This is a genomic window from Streptomyces sp. NPDC093801, assembly GCF_040701585.1.
Taxonomy (GTDB): domain Bacteria; phylum Actinomycetota; class Actinomycetes; order Streptomycetales; family Streptomycetaceae; genus Streptomyces.
Genome location: NZ_JBFBDP010000030.1, coordinates 53,149 through 71,361, shown reverse-complemented (window position 1 = coordinate 71,361; position 18,213 = coordinate 53,149). Strand labels below are relative to the sequence as shown.

At 74.5% G+C, this 18,213-nt stretch carries 13 protein-coding genes; 7 read left to right on the top strand and 6 right to left on the bottom strand.

Annotated features, from left to right (window positions below):
- Positions 1-205 precede the first annotated feature (205 nt).
- On the top strand, positions 206-1,870 hold the full coding sequence (locus AB0469_RS30480; protein ID WP_366454673.1) for a sigma-70 family RNA polymerase sigma factor: 1,665 nt from the start codon (positions 206-208) through the stop codon (positions 1,868-1,870).
- 95 nt (positions 1,871-1,965) lie between these two features.
- Complete coding sequence (locus tag AB0469_RS30475; RefSeq protein WP_366454672.1) at positions 1,966-4,407, top strand: Helicase associated domain protein; 2,442 nt, start codon at positions 1,966-1,968, stop codon at positions 4,405-4,407.
- 12 nt (positions 4,408-4,419) lie between these two features.
- On the opposite strand, the gene AB0469_RS30470 is transcribed toward AB0469_RS30475, so the two are convergent.
- Positions 4,420-5,811, bottom strand: coding sequence for a glutamate decarboxylase (locus tag AB0469_RS30470; RefSeq protein ID WP_366454671.1), 1,392 nt, complete (start codon positions 5,809-5,811; stop codon positions 4,420-4,422).
- A gap of 298 nt (positions 5,812-6,109) precedes the next feature.
- On the opposite strand from AB0469_RS30470, the gene AB0469_RS30465 reads away from it, so the two are divergent.
- Positions 6,110-6,502: a tyrosinase family oxidase copper chaperone gene (locus AB0469_RS30465; RefSeq protein WP_366454670.1), complete on the top strand. Its 393-nt coding sequence runs from the start codon at positions 6,110-6,112 to the stop codon at positions 6,500-6,502.
- Positions 6,502-7,350 (top strand): tyrosinase family protein, encoded by an 849-nt coding sequence (locus AB0469_RS30460; protein WP_366454669.1) that lies wholly within the window; start codon positions 6,502-6,504, stop codon positions 7,348-7,350. The genes AB0469_RS30465 and AB0469_RS30460 overlap by 1 nt, the downstream gene beginning before the upstream one ends.
- Here AB0469_RS30460 and AB0469_RS30455 read toward each other — a convergent pair.
- Together AB0469_RS30455 and AB0469_RS30450 are read right to left on the bottom strand one after the other, a co-directional pair.
- A complete protein-coding gene (locus AB0469_RS30455; protein WP_366454668.1) occupies positions 7,305-8,006 on the bottom strand; it encodes a response regulator in 702 nt (233 codons plus the stop codon). The two genes, AB0469_RS30460 and AB0469_RS30455, sit on opposite strands and share 46 nt — an antisense overlap.
- Positions 8,003-9,802, bottom strand: a complete 1,800-nt coding sequence (locus AB0469_RS30450) for a sensor histidine kinase (protein WP_366454703.1) — start codon at positions 9,800-9,802, stop codon at positions 8,003-8,005. Before AB0469_RS30450 ends, AB0469_RS30455 begins: the two co-directional genes overlap by 4 nt.
- Before the next feature lie 156 nt (positions 9,803-9,958).
- Here AB0469_RS30450 and AB0469_RS30445 point away from each other — a divergent pair, with 156 nt between their 5' ends.
- The gene (locus AB0469_RS30445; RefSeq protein WP_366454667.1) at positions 9,959-11,326 is read left to right on the top strand and encodes a cation:dicarboxylase symporter family transporter; all 1,368 of its coding nucleotides are present in this window, start codon (positions 9,959-9,961) and stop codon (positions 11,324-11,326) included.
- A 370-nt stretch (positions 11,327-11,696) separates the two neighbouring features.
- Positions 11,697-13,466 (top strand): S8 family serine peptidase, encoded by a 1,770-nt coding sequence (locus tag AB0469_RS30440; RefSeq protein ID WP_366454666.1) that lies wholly within the window; start codon positions 11,697-11,699, stop codon positions 13,464-13,466.
- Positions 13,467-13,520: 54 nt separating this feature from the next.
- Here AB0469_RS30440 and AB0469_RS30435 read toward each other — a convergent pair whose 3' ends face one another.
- Both AB0469_RS30435 and AB0469_RS30430 read right to left on the bottom strand, forming a co-directional pair.
- The gene (locus AB0469_RS30435; protein ID WP_366454665.1) at positions 13,521-14,198 is read right to left on the bottom strand and encodes a (2Fe-2S)-binding protein; all 678 of its coding nucleotides are present in this window, start codon (positions 14,196-14,198) and stop codon (positions 13,521-13,523) included.
- 49 nt (positions 14,199-14,247) lie between these two features.
- Positions 14,248-15,504, bottom strand: coding sequence for an MFS transporter (locus AB0469_RS30430; protein WP_366454664.1), 1,257 nt, complete (start codon positions 15,502-15,504; stop codon positions 14,248-14,250).
- A gap of 835 nt (positions 15,505-16,339) precedes the next feature.
- Between AB0469_RS30430 and AB0469_RS30425 the strand changes: the two genes are divergently transcribed.
- Complete coding sequence (locus AB0469_RS30425; protein WP_042814368.1) at positions 16,340-17,026, top strand: GNAT family protein; 687 nt, start codon at positions 16,340-16,342, stop codon at positions 17,024-17,026.
- Between the two features lie 98 nt (positions 17,027-17,124).
- Here AB0469_RS30425 and AB0469_RS30420 read toward each other — a convergent pair whose 3' ends face one another.
- Positions 17,125-18,153: a hypothetical protein gene (locus AB0469_RS30420; protein WP_366454663.1), complete on the bottom strand. Its 1,029-nt coding sequence runs from the start codon at positions 18,151-18,153 to the stop codon at positions 17,125-17,127.
- Between the last annotated feature and the right edge of the window lie 60 nt (positions 18,154-18,213).

The following is an 18,213-nucleotide window of genomic DNA, read 5'->3' as shown; positions in this document are numbered from 1 at the left end:
ACGGACGGGAAGCCGGCCCGGGACCGGACGGGCGCCACCGGATCCCGTACGGCGACCGCCCGGATCCCGTGCGGACGCCCCCGGGTGGCGCCGGAGATCCTCCTCCGGATAAAAACTTCTTCCGGATAAGTGTTATCGGAGTCCCCCTCGACGGTCTCCCAGGTGTCGGACATCATCGACCGCCGGTACGGACAGGGAAGTTCACATGAGTACACAGCACACGGCAGAGCTGGTGGCAGCGGCCCGCGCGGGCGACCCCCGCGCGCAGGACGAGCTGGTCGGTACCCACCTGCCGCTCGTCTACAACATCGTCGGCCGCGCCCTGAACGGCTCCTGCGACGTGGACGACGTGGTGCAGGACACCATGCTGCGGGCGCTCGACGGGCTGGGCGGCCTGCGTGCCGACGAGAGCTTCCGGTCGTGGCTGGTGGCGATCACCATGAACCGGATGCGGGCCCACTGGCAGGCCCGCAGCGACGTTCCGGGGGCGAGCGGCCTGGAGGCGGCCCAGGACGTGGCCGACCCCGGCGCCGACTTCGCCGACCTGACGGTCGTCAAGCTCCAGCTGTCGGGGCAGCGCCGGGAGACGGCCCGCGCCACGCGCTGGCTGGAGCCCGACGACCGGGCGCTGCTGTCGCTGTGGTGGCTGGAGTGCGCCGGTGAGCTGACCCGGGCCGACGTGGCCTCGGCGCTGGAGCTGACCCCGCAGCACACGGCGGTGCGGGTGCAGCGGATGAAGGCGCAGCTGGAATCGGCGCGGGTGGTGGAGCGCGCCCTGGAGGCGCAGCCGCCGTGCGAGCAGATCCGTTCGATGACGGGAACCTGGGACGGCCGGCCCTCCCCGCTGTGGCGCAAGCGAATAGCCCGGCACGCCCGGGAGTGCCTGCGCTGCTCCGGGCTGTGGAACGGGCTGATGCCGGCGGAGGGACTGCTGGCCGGGCTGGCGCTGGTCCCCGTCGCGGCGGGGCTGATGGCCGGCGTACGGGCCGCCGTGACGGCGAACGCCGCCCCGGTGGCCTTCGCCGAGGCGGCGACGCAGCTGAGCCCGGTGGTGTCCGGCCCCGGCCGGGCGGCCCGGCGCAAGGGCGCCGAGACCGGCCCGGGCGACGCGTCCGGCGGCCGCGGGGCGGAGCGCAAGCGGCGCCAGAACCGCCGGCGGGCGATCGGCGGTGCGGTGATCGCCGCGTGCGTGGCCGGCGGCGGCCTGGTCTACCTGACGACCACGCCCGGCCACCAGGGCGCCGAGGCGGGCGGCGCCACCCCCGCCTCGCCGCTGTCCGCGCTGTCCGCACCGGACACGGCCTCGCCGCAGGCCTCCGGCTCCCCCTCGGCCCCGCCCTCCGGCTCGCCCTCTCCCTCGGCCTCCGCTTCCGCCTCGGCCTCGCCGTCGCCGTCCACGAGCAGCTCCAAGGCGGCGGACCCGAAGCCCGAGCCGACCAAGAGCAACCCGCCGAAGCCGGCCCCGCCCGCTCCGGCGCCCGCCCCCGCGGGAGTGGTCGGGCAGGTGGTCGCCCTGGTCAACTCCGAGCGGGCGGCGGCCGGCTGCGGCCCCCTCAAGGAGGATTCGCAGCTGGACCGGGCCGCGCAGGGCCACTCCGACGACATGGCGCGGCGCGGCTTCTTCGACCACACCAACCCCGACGGGGCGGACCCGGGCGACCGGACGACGGCCGCCGGGTACCGCTGGTCCACGTACGGGGAGAACATCGCCAAGGGCCAGCAGACCGCCCAGTCCGTGATGGACTCGTGGATGAAGAGCCCGGGCCACCGGGCGAACATCCTCAACTGCTCCTTCAAGGACATCGGCGTGGGCATGCACCCGGGCGCCGGCGGCCCCTGGTGGACGCAGAACTTCGGCGCCCGCATGTAGCGGGTACCGCCCCGCATCCTCCTCATTGACTCAGAATCCGGGCAAGATAGGGGCTGGAGTCCAAAGAGCAGACCAGAGCGGGCGGGGTGAGGTGCATGCCGAGGAAGGAGCTGCGGCCCCATCAGCGCGAGGCCGTCGACGCCGTCGTGCGCGCGCTCCAGCTGCCCGCCGACGGCCGGGTGCCGGAGCGGGGGCTGCGGACCCAGGTCATCATGGCCACCGGGTCCGGGAAGTCCCTGGTCGCCGTGCGCTCCTCCGAGGAGCTGCGGGCCGGCCGGGTGCTCGTCCTCGTGCCCTCCCTCGACCTGCTCGTGCAGACCGTCGCCGCCTGGCGGGAGGGCGGACGCACCGGCCGGGCGCTGGCGGTGTGCTCGCTGCGCGGCGAGGACGTGGGGGTGCCGACCACCACCGATCCGCGGATCCTCGCCCGCTGGGGCGCCCGGCCGGTGGAGCGGGTGACGGTGTTCGCCACGTACGCCTCCCTGGGCCTGGGGACCATCGAGCGGGCCCATGTGGCGGGGCTGCCGTCCTGGGACCTGGTGGTGGTCGACGAGGCGCACCGGACCTCGGGCCGGATCGGCAAGCCCTGGGCGGTGGTGCACGACAACGCGCGGCTCCCCTCCGTCCGGCGGCTGTACATGACGGCCACGCCCCGGGTGTGGCGCGACGGCGAGGACGTCGAGGAGGAAGAGGAGCGGGGCGGCGGCCGGGAGCCCCGGGGGCGCGGCGAGCTGGTCGCGTCCATGGAGGACGACCCGGACGGGCCGTTCGGCTCGCGCTGCCACACCCTGTCCCTGTCCGAGGCCATCGACCGGGGCATCTGCGCCCCCTACCGGGTGGTGTGCGTGGACGTCAGCGACCCCGGCTTCCAGTCGGCGGTGCTGCTCGGGGCGGACGGACGCTCGGACCGGGTGCGCGGGATGCGGATCGCAGCGCTCCAGGCGGCGCTGGTGACGGCCGCGGCGGACCAGGGCTTCCGGCGGACGCTGGTGTTCCATCACCTGACCAGGGAGGCCGAGGCGTTCGCGGCGGGACTGCCGGCGGTCGCGGCCCGGCTGCGGACGGCGAGCCGGAGCCCGCAGCCGGCCTACCCGCGCACGGTGTGGGCCGACTGGCTGTGCGGGCAGCACACGGCGGCCCACCGGCGGCGGGTGCTGGACGCGTTCGCCGCGGACCGGGTCGCCGACAAGGCCTTCCTCGGCAGCGTCCGGGTGCTGGGCGAGGGCGTGGACACCAAGGAGTGCGACTCCGTCTTCTGGGCCGACGTCCGCGGTTCCATGCCGGACCTGGTGCAGGCCGTGGGCCGGGCCCTGCGGATCCGGCCGGGCGAGGGGAAGGTGGCCTCGCTGGTGGTGCCCGTGCTGCTGGGGCCCGGCGAGTCGCCGGACTCGATGCTGACCTCGCGGGCGTACGGGGACCTCGCGCGGCTCCTGGAGGCGCTGCGGGCGCACGACGCGCGGCTGGTGGAGGACCTGGCGCAGCCGCAGGCCCCCAGCGCGGCGCCGAAGGCCCGGGCGGCGGGCGCGGCGCAGGCGGGGCCCGGTGCGGGGGCGCGGGCCCTGCTGAGCTTCTCCACGCCCCGCGACCCGGCGCTGCTGGCCGCCTTCATCCGGTTGCGGGTGCTCAACCCGGAGCACACGAGGTGGCGGCGCGGGGCGGAGGCGGCCCGGATCTACGCGGCGGCGGCCGGGGACCTGAAGGTGCCGTTCGCGTACCGGGTTCCGGCGGACCGCGAGGAGTGGCCGGCGGCCCTGGCCGGGTTCCCGCTCGGCCAGTGGATCGCGGACGCGCGGCGCACGTACCGGCGGGGCGCGCTGGGCCGGGAGCGGACGCGGGAGCTGGACGAGCTCGGGATGGTGTGGAGCCATTTCGACGTGGCCTTCGAGGAGGGGCTCGTCGCGGCCCGCGCCTGGGCGGCCGAGCACGGGCACCTGCTGCCGCCGGTGGACGCCACCTGGCACGGGGTTCCGGTCGGGGTGTGGATGAAGAACAACCGGGCCGCCGCCCGCCGGGAGGGGCCGGGCGCCCTGCCGGCGGAGCGCCGGGAGGCCCTGGAGGAGATCGACCCGGCCTGGTGCCCGGCCTGGGACATCGGCTGGCAGCGGGGCTTCCGGCTGACCCGGGCCCATCTGGACGCGGGCGGCGCGATCCCCCCGGGCCCGGGTCTGGTGGTGGTCCAGGGCGAGGACCTGGGGCTGTGGGTACGGGCCCAGCGGCTGGGCTGGGAGCGGCTCGCCTGGACGCAGCGGTGGTTGCTGGAGCACGCGCTGGGGCTGGCCCCGGCCGGCGAGGGCGAGCGGCCCGCGCCGCGGCGCAGCCATGCCGACGCCTGGGCCGGGCACCTGGAGGCGGCCCGGCGGTTCCACTCCCGCGAGGGGCACCTGCGGGTGCCTCGTACGCATGTGGAGCGGGTCGGGGGGCAGGAGGTGCGGCTCGGTTCGTGGATCGCCAACCAGCGCTCCCGGGCGGCGAGGCTCGCCCCGGAGCGGGCGGCCGCGCTGACGGCCCTGGGGATGCGCTGGTCGGCCGCGGGCTGAGGGGCGCGCCGGTCAGTGGTGGAAGCCGGACCGGGGTGCGGCGGCCGGGGCCGGCGGCGGGGCGGCGCGCAGGTGCTCCACGGCCGCGCGCAGGTCGGCGACGAGCAGGGCGATCTGGTCGCGGGTCACGCCGTGCCGGATCAGGACGCGCTGGATGACGGTGTCCTCGCGGTCCGCCGGGAGCGGGTACGTGGGCACCTGCCAGCCGCGCATCCGCAGCCGGTCGGAGAGGTCGTAGAGGCTGAAGCCGGCCCCCTCCGGGTCGGCGAGGGTGTAGGAGACGGCGGGCAGTGCGCCCTGGCCGTCGTAGAGCAGGGTGAACAGGCCCGCGTCGGTGATCTGCCGGGCGAGGTACTGGGCGGTGTCGGCGCAGGCCTGCTGGACGCGGCGGTAGCCGGCCCGGCCCAGGCGCAGGAAGAGGTAGTACTGGGCGATGACCTCGCCGCCCGGGCGGGAGAAGTTGAGGGCGAAGGTGGGCATGTCGCCGCCCAGGTAGTCCACGTCGAAGACGAGGTCGGCGGGCAGCAGGTCGGCGGTGCGCCAGACGATCCAGCCGACGCCCAGGGGGGTCAGCCCGTACTTGTGGCCGGAGGTGTTGATCGAGGCGACGCGCGGCAGCCGGAAGTCCCAGACCACGTCCTGGTGGAGGAAGGGCGCGACGAAGCCGCCGCTGGCGGCGTCGACGTGGACGGGGACGTCCCAGCCCTGCTCCTCCTGGATCGCGTCGAGGGCGGCGGCGATCTCGGCGACCGGTTCGTAGTCGCAGGTGTAGGTGACGCCGAGGATGGCGACGACCCCGATGGTGTTCTCGTCCACGTGGTCGGCGAGCTGGTGGGGGCGCAGGCCGGTGGCTCCGGGTTCCAGCGGGACCTGGCGGAGCTCGACGTCGAAGTACCGGGCGAACTTCTCCCAGCAGACCTGGACCGGTCCGCAGACCAGGTTGGGGCGGTCGGCGGGCTTCCCCTCTGCCTCGCGGCGGGCCCGCCAGCGCCATTTGAGGGCGAGTCCGCCGAGCATGGCGGCCTCGCTGGAGCCGGTGGTGGAGCAGCCGGTGCCGGCGGCGCCGGGCGGGGCGTTCCAGAGGTCGGCCAGGATGTTGACGCAGCGGGCCTCGATCTCGGCGGTCTGCGGGTACTCGTCCTTGTCGATCATGTTCTTGTCGAGGCACTCGTTCATCAGCCGGTGCACGCCGTCGTCCGACCAGGTGGTGCAGAAGGTGGCCAGGTTCTGGGCGGCGTTGCCGTCGAGGAGGAGCTCGTTGTGGAGGAGCGAGTAGACCACCTCGGAGGGCGAGTGGTCGTCGGGGATCCGGTACTTGGGGAGGATCTGGCCGCTCAGGGCGGACGTGAAGACGTCCGTGTCGGCGTCCTCGGCACGCGTGTCCTTCGTCTGATGAAGAGCCATGTTCCGGACTATAGGGGATGAATCATGCCAAACCAGACTTCAGGGACCCTTGAGGACTGATCGGGAATGGCGGATTCCGGCACTGCTTCCGGCCGACTCCGGAGAGTGACGCCGTCCACATGCGTACCGTGGGACCGAAAAAATTACTGCCGGGTAAGATGTGGACCGCAGATCTTCCCGTCCGGCCCACTGGAGCCGGTCCGGACGGGAAGATCATTTAATTTGTTCTACATAGAACTTATCCACTGATGTCCGGATTCAGGCCAACTGCCCTCCGGCCACTGATAGTTCTTCGGCCATGAACAAGATCACCCGCCGGCAGGCCCTGGGCACCACCGCCGGCGCTCTCACCGTCCTCGGCATCGCAGGCGCCACCGCGCACGCCGCCGCCACCGACTCGCGTGCCGCCGCCACCCCGGCCGGCACCGTCGACGAGGTGTACATGGGCCGCCGCATCCAGATATCCCCCGCCTCCGGCGGCGGGCACCACGGCGGCCACCACGGTGGCGCCGGCACGCCCACCGTCCGGATAGACGGCCGCGAACTGCACGTCATGCAGAACGCCGACGGTACCTGGATCAGCGTGGTCAACCACTACGAGACCTTCGCGGACCCGACCTCGCTGGCCCGCGCCGCCGTGCGCGAGCTCCAGGGCTCCCAGCTGGCCCCGATGCAGATGGGCGGCATGTGATGACCATCCGCAAGAACCAGGCCGCGCTGACCGCGGAGGAGAAGCGCGCCTTCACCAACGCGCTGCTCGAACTGAAGCGCACCGGCCGCTACGACCGCTTCGTGACGACCCACAACGGGTTCATCATGAGCGACACCGACTCGGGCGACCGCGTCGGCCACCGCTCCCCCTCCTTCCTCCCCTGGCACCGCCGCTTTCTCCTCGAGTTCGAGGCGGCTCTTCAGGCGGTGGACAAGAGCGTTTCGATCCCCTACTGGGACTGGACCGCCGACCGCACCGCCCGCTCCTCGCTCTGGGCCGCCGACTTCCTCGGCGGCACCGGCCGGGCGCGCGACGGCCAGGTGATGGACGGACCGTTCGCGTACGCGACGGGCAAGTGGGAGATCGCGGTGCGCGTCGACGGCCGCTCCTACCTGCGCCGCGCGCTCGGCGAGGGCGTGGCGCAGCTGCCGACGCGCGCCGAGGTGGACGCGGTGCTCGCGATGCCGGTGTACGACATGGCGCCGTGGAACAGCTCCTCGAACGGCTTCCGCAACAACCTGGAGGGCTGGCGCGGGGCCAACCTGCACAACCGGGTGCACGTGTGGGTGGGCGGCCAGATGGCCACCGGCGTCTCCCCCAACGACCCCGTGTTCTGGATGCACCACGCCTTCGTGGACAAGCTGTGGGCCGACTGGCAGGCGAAGAACCCGAACTCGCCGTACCTGCCGGCCGCCGGCACCCCGAACGTCGTCGACCTGCGCGACACGATGCGCCCCTGGAACGACGTCACCCCGGCCGACATGCTCGACCACCGGAAGTTCTACACCTTCGACACCGAGCCCGCCTCCGCCGCCAGCCAGCGGTAGTGCAGCTCGGGGCGGCCGACCTGGCCGTACCGGGGGGAGCGGTCCGCGCGGCCGGTGTCCACCAGGTGCTCCAGGTACCGGCGGGCGGTGATCCGCGAGATCCCGGCCGCCACGGCCGCCCCCGCCGCGGTCAGCCCCTCGGGCGCCGCCCGAAGCAGCGCCGCGACCCGGTCCAGGGTCGGGGCGCTGAGCCCTTTGGGGAGCTGGGCCGAGGCCGGCGCGCGCAGGGCGGCGAGCGCCCGGTCGACGTCGTCCTGGCCGACGGCCTCGCCGGCCGCCGCGCGGAACTCGGCGTAGCGCAGCAGCCGTTCGCGCAGGGTGGGGAAGGCGAAAGGCTTCAGTACGTACTGCACGACGCCCAGGGAGACGCTCTCGCGGACCACGGCCAGGTCCCGTGCCGAGGTCACCGCGATCACGTCGGCCGGATGCCCGGCGGCCCGCAGCCCGCGCGCGAAGCGCAGCCCGTTGCCGTCGGGCAGGGTCAGGTCGAGCAGCAGCAGGTCGACCCGGGTGCGTTCCAGCACCCGGGTGGCCTCCGCGAGGGTGTGGACGGCCGCCACGGCGGTGAACCCGGGCACCCGGCCGACGTAGAGGGCGTGCGCGTCGGCGGCGACGGGGTCGTCCTCGACGACCAGGACCCGCACGGGGGCGCTCATGCGGCGCCGCCCGCGTCGGGCCGGCCGGGGAGAGGGCGCTGCGCCGCCCGGGCGGCGGTGCGGCCCGCCCCGGACGCACCGTCGGCGCGGACCCGCTCGGCGCCGCACGGAACCGGGGCGGCCCCGCCGACGGCGCCGGCCGCGTCGGCGAGGTCGGCCCCGTCGGCGAGGTCGGCCCCGTCGGCGGGGCCGGCCTCCGGGCCCGGCGGCTGCGGTGGGGCGCCGTCCGGCGCCGTACCCCGATCCGCTCCCTCCGCCGGAGACAGCGGAAGCCGGGCGGTGAACGCCGCGCCGCCCCCGGGGACGCCGCCGGCCTCCACCGAGCCGCCGTGCCGGTGGGCCGCCTGGCGGACCAGGGCCAGGCCCAGGCCGCGCCCCTCCCCCTTGCCGGACCAGCCCCGCCGGAAGACGTCCACCCCGTCCGGCAGCCCGGGCCCGTTGTCCGCGACCCTCAGCAGCAGGCCGTCGGCGTCCCGGCGCACGGTGACGGCGATCCGCCCGCCCGGGACCCCTGTGAGGGCGTCCAGGGCGTTGTCGACGAGGTTGCCGAGGACGGTGACCAGGTCCCGGGCCGGCGGCAGTCCCGGCCCGGCGGCGATGGCCCCGCTGTCCGGGGTGACGTGCAGCTCGATGCCGCGCTCGTGGGCCTGTGCGGCCTTGCCGAGCAGCAGGGCGACCAGGACCGGCTCGCCCACGGCGGTGACCACCTCGTCGGTCAGGGCCTGGGCCAGCTCCAGTTCGGCGGTCGCGAAGTCCACCGCCTCCTCGCTGCGCCCCAGTTCGATGAGGGAGACCACGGTGTGCAGCCGGTTGGCCGCCTCGTGGGCCTGGGAGCGCAGGGCCTGGGTGAAGCCGCGCTCGTGGTCCAGCTCCCCGGTGAGGACCTGGAGTTCGGTGTGGTCCCGCAGCGTGACCACGGTCCCGCGGCGGCCGCCGCCCGCCACCGGCGAGCTGTTGACCACCAGCACCCGCTCGGCGGTGAGGTGCACCTCGTCGACGCGGGGCCGGTCCGCGAGCAGGGCCCCGGTGAGCGGGGGCGGCAGTCCGAGGGCGTCCACGCCGGTCCCGGTGACCTCCCCGGACAGGCCAAGGAGTTCGCGCCCCGCGTCGTTGATCAGGGTGATCCTGCGCCGGCCGTCGAGCATCAGCAGCCCTTCCCTGACCCCGTGCAGGGCCGCCTGGTGGTAGTCGTACATCCGGCTCAGCCCGGCCGCGTCCATCCCGTGGGTGTGGCGGCGCAGCCGGGCGTTGACCACGTACGTGCCCGCCCCGCCCAGGGCCAGCGCCCCGGCCGCCACCCAGGCGAGGGCGGTCAGCTGCCGGGCGAGCCGGGCGCTGACGGCGCGGACCGTGATCCCGGCGCTGACCAGGCCGACGACCCGGCCGCCCTCGTCGGCGAGCGGGGTGACCACGCGGATGGAGGGCCCGAGGGTCCCGGTGTAGGTCTCGCTGAAGGTCTCGCCGCGCAGCGCCCGTGCGGTGTTGCCGAGGAAGCGCTCGCCGATGCGGTGCGGGTCGGGGTGGGTCCAGCGCCGCCCGTCGGGGGCCATGATCGTCACGAAGTCCACCTCCGCGTCCGCCCGGACCCGCTCCGCGTACGGCTGGAGCGCGGCCGAGGGGTCCGCCCCGGCGCGCGCGGCCTCCCGCACCGCCTCGCGTACGGACGGCGAGTCCGCGACGGCCCGGGCCACCGCCCCCGCCTGGCGCCGGGCGGCGTCCTCGGCCTGCCCGCGGGCGGTCGCATACGCGAAGACCGCACAGCCGGCGACGACGAGGGCGACCAGCAGCACCTGCATGGCGAAGAGCTGGCCGGCGAGGCTCCGGGGAGGCCGGGGGAAGCGGAACATGGCGCTCAGTGTGCACCGGCCCGTGAACTCAATGAACGCAAGGGTGACCGGGGTCACAGGGTGGGCGATGGTCTCCCGGAACGCATTCACCACCAGGAGGCGCACGTGGCCGCCAGACGCGACAGAACGCACTACCTCTACATCGCGGTGATCGCCGCGGTGCTGCTCGGCATCGTCGTCGGCTTCGCCGCGCCCGGTACCGCGGTCGGGCTGAAGCCGCTGGGCACCGGCTTCGTCAACCTGATCAAGATGATGATCTCGCCGGTGATCTTCTGCACGATCGTGCTGGGGATCGGCTCGGTCCGCAAGGCCGCCAAGGTGGGCGCCGTCGGCGGCCTGGCCCTCGGCTACTTCATGGTGATGTCCACCGTCGCCCTGGCCATCGGGCTCGTCGTCGGGAACCTGCTGGAGCCCGGCAGCGGCCTGCACCTGACGGAGGCGGCCCGCCACGCGGGCGAGGCGCAGGCCAAGGCGGGCGGGGCGCAGAGCACCCCGGAGTTCCTGCTGGGGATCATCCCGACCACGCTGGTGTCGGCCTTCACCGGCGGACAGGTGCTCCAGACGCTGCTGGTGGCGCTGTTGTGCGGCTTCGCGCTGCAGGCGATGGGCCCGGCGGGGGAGCCGGTGCTGCGCGGCATCGGGCACGTGCAGAAGCTGGTGTTCCGCGTCCTGGCCATGATCATGTGGGCGGCGCCGGTGGGCGCGTTCGGGGCCATCGCGGCGGTGGTCGGGGCGACCGGGACCGACGCCCTGAAGTCCCTGGCCGTCATCATGGTCGGCTTCTACGTCACCTGCCTGCTCTTCGTCGTCGTCGTGCTGGGCACGCTGCTGCGGCTGTGCACGGGCGTCAGCGTCTTCGCCCTGCTGCGCTACCTGGGACGGGAGTTCCTGCTGATCCTGTCGACCTCCTCCTCGGAGTCGGCGCTGCCGCGGCTGATCGCGAAGATGGAACACCTGGGCGTGTCCCGGCCGGTCACGGGGATCACCGTACCGACGGGCTACTCCTTCAACCTGGACGGCACGGCCATCTACCTGACGATGTCCTCGCTCTTCGTCGCGGAGGCCACGGGCAGGCCCCTGGCCCTGGGCGAGCAGGTCTCCCTGCTGCTCTTCATGATGGTGGCCTCGAAGGGCGCGGCCGGGGTCACCGGGGCGGGACTGGCCACCCTGGCCGGCGGGCTCCAGTCGCACCGGCCCGAACTGGTCGACGGCGTCGGCCTGATCGTGGGCATCGACCGCTTCATGAGCGAGGCGCGGGCGCTGACGAACTTCGCGGGCAACGCGGTCGCGACCGTCCTCATCGGGACGTGGACCAAGGAGTTCGACCGTGAGCGGGCAGCCGAAGTCCTCGCGGGGCGGCTGCCCTTCGACGAGTCGGTGCTCGTGGACGACGGCCACGCCCCGGCCCCGGCCGACCCCCCGACCCCCCTCCCCGGCCCCTCGGCGGGCCCCAAGGACGGTGTGCCGGTGTAGCCGGCGCACCCCCGGAAGCCGGCCGGGCAGGGCTCTCCCCCACGGTGCCCAGCCCGGCCGGCGTTCCGGCCCGGCGCCGCCCCCTCCTCGCTGCGCCGGGCCGGATCCGGACACCCTCCGCACAACCGCCGCAGCGGGTGCAAGTCCGGCGAAGGGCGTGGAACGCCCGCACCGGCGACCGACCGTCGGGTTTCGGCCAGCGAGTCTCAAGTCGAGCGCTGCAAAAGGTACTTCCCTCCGGGGCCGCGCGTCTGACATCTTGCGTCCACCACTCGTTTCGTACGGCCCGGCAGGTGCCACCAGCACCATCACCGGGTCATCGGAGGACGTTTTGATACCCCACATATCCAGTCGACCTCGACGTGCCCTGGTGGTGGCTGCCGCCCTCGGCGCCGCCCTCACCCTCGGAGCCCCCGCCGCGCTCGCCGGCACCGCTCCCGTCGGCCCCTCGGGCTCCGCCGTCGCGGTGGCCCCCAAGGCCCCCAAGGCCTCGGCCCCGGCTTCTTCCCAGAGTGCGACCTGGGTTGCCGGCACCCGTGCCTACCTCGTGATCACCGCCCCGGGCGACAGCTCGGCGGTCCGGTCGGCCGTCACCGCCAACGGCGGCACGGTCTTCTCGTACTTCGACCAGATCGGCGTCATCGTCGCCCACTCCTCCTCGGCCTCCTTCGCCGCCACGATGCGCGGCGTCAGCGGGGTCCAGCAGGTCGGCGCGACCCGTACCTCGGACGTCCCCGCCGACGCGTACAACCCGGCGCTGCCCGCCAACCCGGCGCAGGCCAGCACCCCGGCCGGCGAGCCCGCGCGGGCGGACATGACGCAGATCAAGGCGGACCAGGCCTGGGCCGTCAACCCCGGCTCCGCGTCGGTCAAGGTCGGCATCCTGGACACCGGCGTGGACGACCAGCACCAGGACCTGGCGCCGAACTTCAACGCCGCCGACTCCGTCTCCTGCGCCTACGGCAAGCCCGACACCCGCACCGGTGCCTGGCGCGACGTCGACACGCACGGCACCCACGTCGCGGGCACCATCGCCGCGGCCAAGAACGGCAAGGGCGTCGTCGGCGTGGCCCCGGGCGTGAAGATCTCCGCCGTCCGCGTCGCCGAGCCGGGCAACTCGTTCTTCTTCGCCGAGAACACCATCTGCGGGTTCGTGTGGGCCGGTGACCACGGCTTCAAGGTCACCAACAACAGCTACTACACCGACCCGTGGCAGTTCAACTGCCCGGACAACATCGACCAGGCCGCCATCATCGAGGGCGTCAAGCGCGCCCAGGAGTACGCCGAGGGCAAGGGCTCGCTCCAGATCGCCGCCGCGGGCAACGAGAACTACGACCTCGCCCACAAGACGACCGACACCGCGAGCCCCAACGACTCGACCCCGGTCACCCGCACCATCACCAACGCCTGCCTCGACATCCCGACCGAGCTCCCGGGCGTGGTCACGGTGGCCGCGAACGGCACCGGCACCACCAAGGCCTCGTTCTCCAACTTCGGCCAGGGCGTCATCGACGTCGCGGCCCCCGGCCAGGACGTCTACTCCACGCTGCCGGGCGGCAAGTACGGCACCAAGAGCGGCACCTCGATGGCGACCCCGCACGTCGTGGGCGTCGCCGCGCTGATCGCCAGCGCCAACCCCGGCATCACCCCGGCGCAGATCCGCGACAAGCTGGCCACCCAGGCCAACGACATCGCCTGCCCGGCCGACGGCCGCTGCACCGGCACCACGGCCAACAACTCCTTCTTCGGAGAGGGCCAGGTCGACGCCCTGAAGGCGGTCGGCGCCACCCCGCCCGCGGGCAAGTACTTCGAGAACACCGCGGACTTCGCCATCGCCGACAACAGCACGGTGGAGAGCCCCCTCACCGTCACCGGCGTGACCGGCAACGCCCCGGCCACCCTCAAGGTCGGCGTGAACATCGTCCACACCTACATCGGTGACCTGAAGGTCGACCTGGTCGCCCCCGACGGCACCGTCTACACGGTCCACAACCGGGCCGGCGGCAGCACGGACAACATCAACCAGACCTACACCGTCAACGCCTCCTCGGAGGTCGCGAACGGCACCTGGAAGCTGCGCGTGAACGACAACGCGGGCGGCGACACCGGCAAGATCGACTCCTGGAACCTGACCTTCTAGTCGGGACGGGAGGCGGGGCCGCCGGGGAGACCCCTCCCCGGCGGCCCCGTCGCACTACCGGGTCCGCAGGACGCAGTCCCCGCACAGCCCGCCGCCGGGCACCTTGTAGTAGAGGCAGCAGCTGCGCCGGACGAAGGCCACCCCGAGGCCCTCCTCGTGGACGAACTCCCCCGTGCCGGCCAGGGCCCCGCCGTCGGCCAGCAGGCCGGCCGCCAGTTCCACGGCCCCCTCCCCCGGCACCCGGTCGAGCAGCACCCGCAGGGCCCCGACGAGCCCGGAGGCGGCATTGCCCCGCAGGACCTTCCCCGAGACCCCGTAGGCCCGCAGCAGCGCGGCGTCCAGCACCTCCAGGTTCCCCAGCACGGTCTCCCCGAGGGCCCCGGCGGGCAGGACGGCGGCCGGCGCGGGCAGCCACAGCTGCAGCGAGCCGCCGTCGGGCAGCCGCCACCACACCCGGTCGGGGGCCAGGTCCGGTACCGAACCGCCCAGGGCCGCGCAGCCGAGCCCCAGCGACCACAGCCGCGACACGATCCCGAACTGCGCGGTCGAGGCCGCCACCCGGCCCGGCCCGGTGCCGATCCGCCCGCCCACCTCGGCGACGTACGGGCCGAGCCGCTCCCCGTAGAGCTCCGTCAGCGGACGGAAGCCCGGCCCGGGCGGCTCCTCGCCGTACGGAACGGTGAAGAAGGGGCCGACGGCCTCCAGGCTGCCCAGTACGTCGTCCAAGTCCATCCCCGCATGATCGCAGGGCCCGTTGCCGCCCCGGGCCGCCGGGAGGGGGTCAGGAGACCCCGGGCGAGGCCGCCCCGGCGGCCCGCGCCCGCCCGCCGCCGGCCTCGGCCCTGGCCCGGGCCCGGCGGGCCGCCGGGCCCATGGCGAACGAGGCCGCCAGCAGCAGGCCGCCGAGCAGCAGCCAGCCGGGGATCCCCCACATCAGGAGCAGCGCCGTCAGCAGCAGCGGGCCCAGGGTGCGGGCCACCGGGACCCCGGTGCCGAAGAAACCCTGGTACTGCCCGATCCGCTCGGCCGGGGCCAGCGAGAAACCGATCTGCCAGGAGCCGGCCGACTGCCGCATCTCGGCGTCGGCCTGGAGCGCGGCGCCCGCCACGAGCAGCGCGGCCGCCGCCCACCCCGAGGAGGGCAGCGCCGAGGCGGCGAACACCGCGCACGACAGGGCCATGACCAGCCCCGAGACCCGCAGGGCCCGCCCGGCGCTGTCCAGGTCGGTGACGGGCCCGGCCAGGCGCACCTGGAACAGCATCACGGCGAGCGTGTTCAGCACGAACAGCGCCGACACCAGCCAGCCCGGGGCCTGGGTGCGCTCGGCGATCCACAGCGGGATCGCCAGGCTCAGCAGCGGCATCCGCAGCAGCAGGACCGCGTTGAGCAGGGTGACCAGGGCGTACGGCCGGTCGCGCAGCACCGCCAGCCGCGGCTCCCCCGCCGCCCGGCCGGGTGCGCGCGCCACCAGGGGCAGTCCCCGCAGCAGGGCGGCGCAGACCAGGAAGCCCACCGCGTCCAGGGCGAACACCACGAGGTAGGCCCGCTCGGTGCCGGCTCCGAGGGCGAGCCCGCCCAGGGCCGCGCCCAGGGCCAGACCGGCGTTGAGGGTGGACTGGAGGTGCGCCAGCACCCCGGTGCGCTCCCCCGGGGCCACCAGGCCCGCCAGCAGGGCCTGGCGGGCGGCCGCGAGCCCGCACTGGGAGACGGCGTAGAGGACCACGGCGCACAGGAACGCCCCGAAGGACCGGATGAACAGGAAGGAGGCCACCGAGGCGGCGGTGGCCAGCGCCAGCAGCACCGAGGTGCCGCGGGGCCCCCGGCGGTCGGCGAGGGCCCCCAGCGGGACGCCGGCGACCGAGCCGACGGCCCAGGCGAGGGTCAGGCCGAGGCCGATCTGGGCGGGCGAGAGGCCCACCACGCGGGTGAAGTACAGGGCGGAGCACACGTAGTAGGCGCCGTCGCCGACGGAGTTGGCCAACTGGGCGGCGGCCAGGCGGCGGGGCGCTCCGGGCGCGGGCAGGAACCGTATCGTCACCGGTCCATTGGATCACCGCGGCGGCCCGCCGGGGCGGGCCGATCCGCAGTCTGTCAGGTGGGCCATTTCACCGCGGTGCCGCAGGTGCGGGGGCCCGGTCGGGCCGCTCGGCCCGGGCCGGCCCGCGGGGCACGGCCGCACGGCGCGGCGTCCGCGCCCGGGGTCGGCGGGCCGGACCGCGGCGCCGACCCGGGCGGGCGCCTCCGGCTGGCCGGTGTCCGCGCGGGGCGCCAGCATCGTGTCAATGAGCCCTTCCCCGCACGGACCCGCCCCCTCCGCGGGAGGCCGCCCGACGGTCCTCCGGCGGGGCTCCGCGCCGTCCCCGGTCTCCGGGAGCGGAGCGGACGCGGGGCCCGCGCGGGACCCGGGTGGCGCAACCCCCGCCCCCGCGCGGTCCGCCCGCCCGTGGGCGCTCCCCCGGCGGCCGCCGGTTCGACACCCGGGCCGCGGAGGCGCCCTTCCGGGCCGCCGGCGGGGGCCGCCGACGGCAGCCGTCCCTCCCCCTCTGGATCTTCCCCGCATCCTTGCAGGTCAGAGGCCTTGACAGCGGAGCGGGCCACGGTCGGCGCGGTCGTCCGCGGGGCCCCGGTCGGCCGCCCGGAAGGGCGTCGGCGAACATGGATCAAGTGCTCTCGGGCCGTCGGACCAAAGTCATCGAAAACACACTTTGCGCCATTGCCAAATAGGGGGTTCATGAGAGGACCCTGAGGGGCTACATTGAGCCACTCGCGTTCACCTGACAGCCCGTTGCCTTTCACCCGCGTTTTGCGCGGGGGGTGACGTCAGGGACGCAGACTGTGCAACCACCCCACCGCCCAGAAGGACCGAAGGCTCCGTGCCCGTACCCGTACTCCTCGCCGGCCGCTCCGTGCGGCTCGAGCCCCTCGCCCCCCACCACACCGAGGCCCTGGCCGAGGCCGGGGCCGAGGATCGTACGACTTACGCCTTCACTCCCGTGCCGCACGGGTTGCAGGCGTCCCACGAGTACATCGACCGCGCCCTTTCCGATCAGGCAGCCGGTCGATCCCTTGCGTTCGCCGTGGTCAGAGCGTCTGACGGGCGGGTCGTCGGTTCGACCCGGTTCCTGGAACTCGACTACTGGCAGGGTCCGCTCGTCTGGCCCGCCGTGCCCGGCGTGCCCTTCGGGGATCCGGCGACGGCGATCCCGGACGCCGCCGAGATCGGGAACACCTGGCTGTCCCCGGCCGCCCAGGGCACCGGCATCAACACCGAGGCCAAGCTGCTCATGCTGCGCCACGCCTTCGAGACCTGGGGCGTACGCCGCATCTCGCTGCGGGCGGACGCCCGCAACGGGCGCTCGCGGGCCGCGATGGAGCGCCTCGGCTTCACCTGCGAGGGGGTCCGCCGGGCCCATTCGCGGGGGCTGGACGGAGCGGTCCGCAGCACGGCCTTCTACTCGATCCTCGACGAGGAGTGGCCCACGGTCCGCTCGATCATCGAGCTGCGGCTGTCGGCGGCGGCGCCCCGCAGGCGCCGGCGCCGGACGCTGATCCCGGCGTAACGCTCCTGCGGGCACCCGCCCGCCCGGCCCTCCGGTCCTGCGGCGCCCCGGCGCCGCAGGACCCCCGTCGGCCCTCGTGCCCGCCCCTCCCCGGCCCCTCAGCCGAGGAAGGCCGGGGCGAGGGCCGAGGCCGTCACACGGGACGGGGCGCCGCTGCCGTCGGCCGGCACGGAGTAGAGGTCCGCGCCGAAGTCCCCGGGCAGGGAGTAGACGACGGTGCGGTCGTCGGTCCACACGACCTGGTCGTCCACGCTGCGATGCTCGGCGAGCGGGGTCTCCTGCAGGGAGGCGAGGTCGAGGGCGTAGAGCCGCCAGGGGGCATCCTCGGGCAGGCCCTCGACCCGCTTCTTGAACACCAGCCGGGTCCCGTCCGGGGAGAGGGAGGGGCACTCCAGGTTCTCGCGCAGGACGGTCACCGTGCGCTCGGCGAGGTCGCCGCGGACCAGGTGGGTGCGGCCGCCGGTGGCGAGGGTCGCGTAGAAGGTCCTCTCGTCGGCGGCGAAGGTGACCCCCCAGAAGTTGACGTCGGCGTTCCGGTAGGTCTTCCCGTCCATGAGGACGGTGAAGTCCTCCAGCGAGGCGTCGTACCTCCCGGTGCGCAGGTCGAGCAGGGAGGTGCGGGTGGAGAAGTTCGTGCCGGCGTACGAGTCGCCGCCGACGAAGACCGTCCAGGCCGCCAGGTGTCCGCCCGGCGACACCCGGGCCCGGGTGGGGATCCCGGCGAGGGGGCGGGACGCGACCTCCTTGAGGCCGGCGTCGAGGACGACCGCCCGGTAGCTCTCCTGGACGCCCCCCTTGTCGGACCGCAGGCAGATCCCGGTGCCGGCGGCCGCGAAGAAGCGCAGGCACTTCACCCCGGAGGAGGTGCGGGGGCCGTCGGGGGCCGTGGCCGGGACGGTGACGAGCTCGTCGCGGTGCGGGCCCCAGGCCATGTTCCGGAAGACCATCCGGCGGCCCCCGTCGCCCGGGGCGAGGGTGACCGCGCCGGGGGTGATCTGCGGGCCGCCGGGCCGGGCCCGGTCCTTCTCATCGGCCCGCGACCCGGCGCGGACCACGGCGATCACGCCGACGGCGGCGAGCAGGACGACGGCGCAGACCAGGATCAGGATCCGGCGCTGGAGGGTCATGTGGGGGCCTTGGGTCTTTCTCGTGTGGGGATGCGGTGGTGCGGTGCGGGCTGCGGCCGG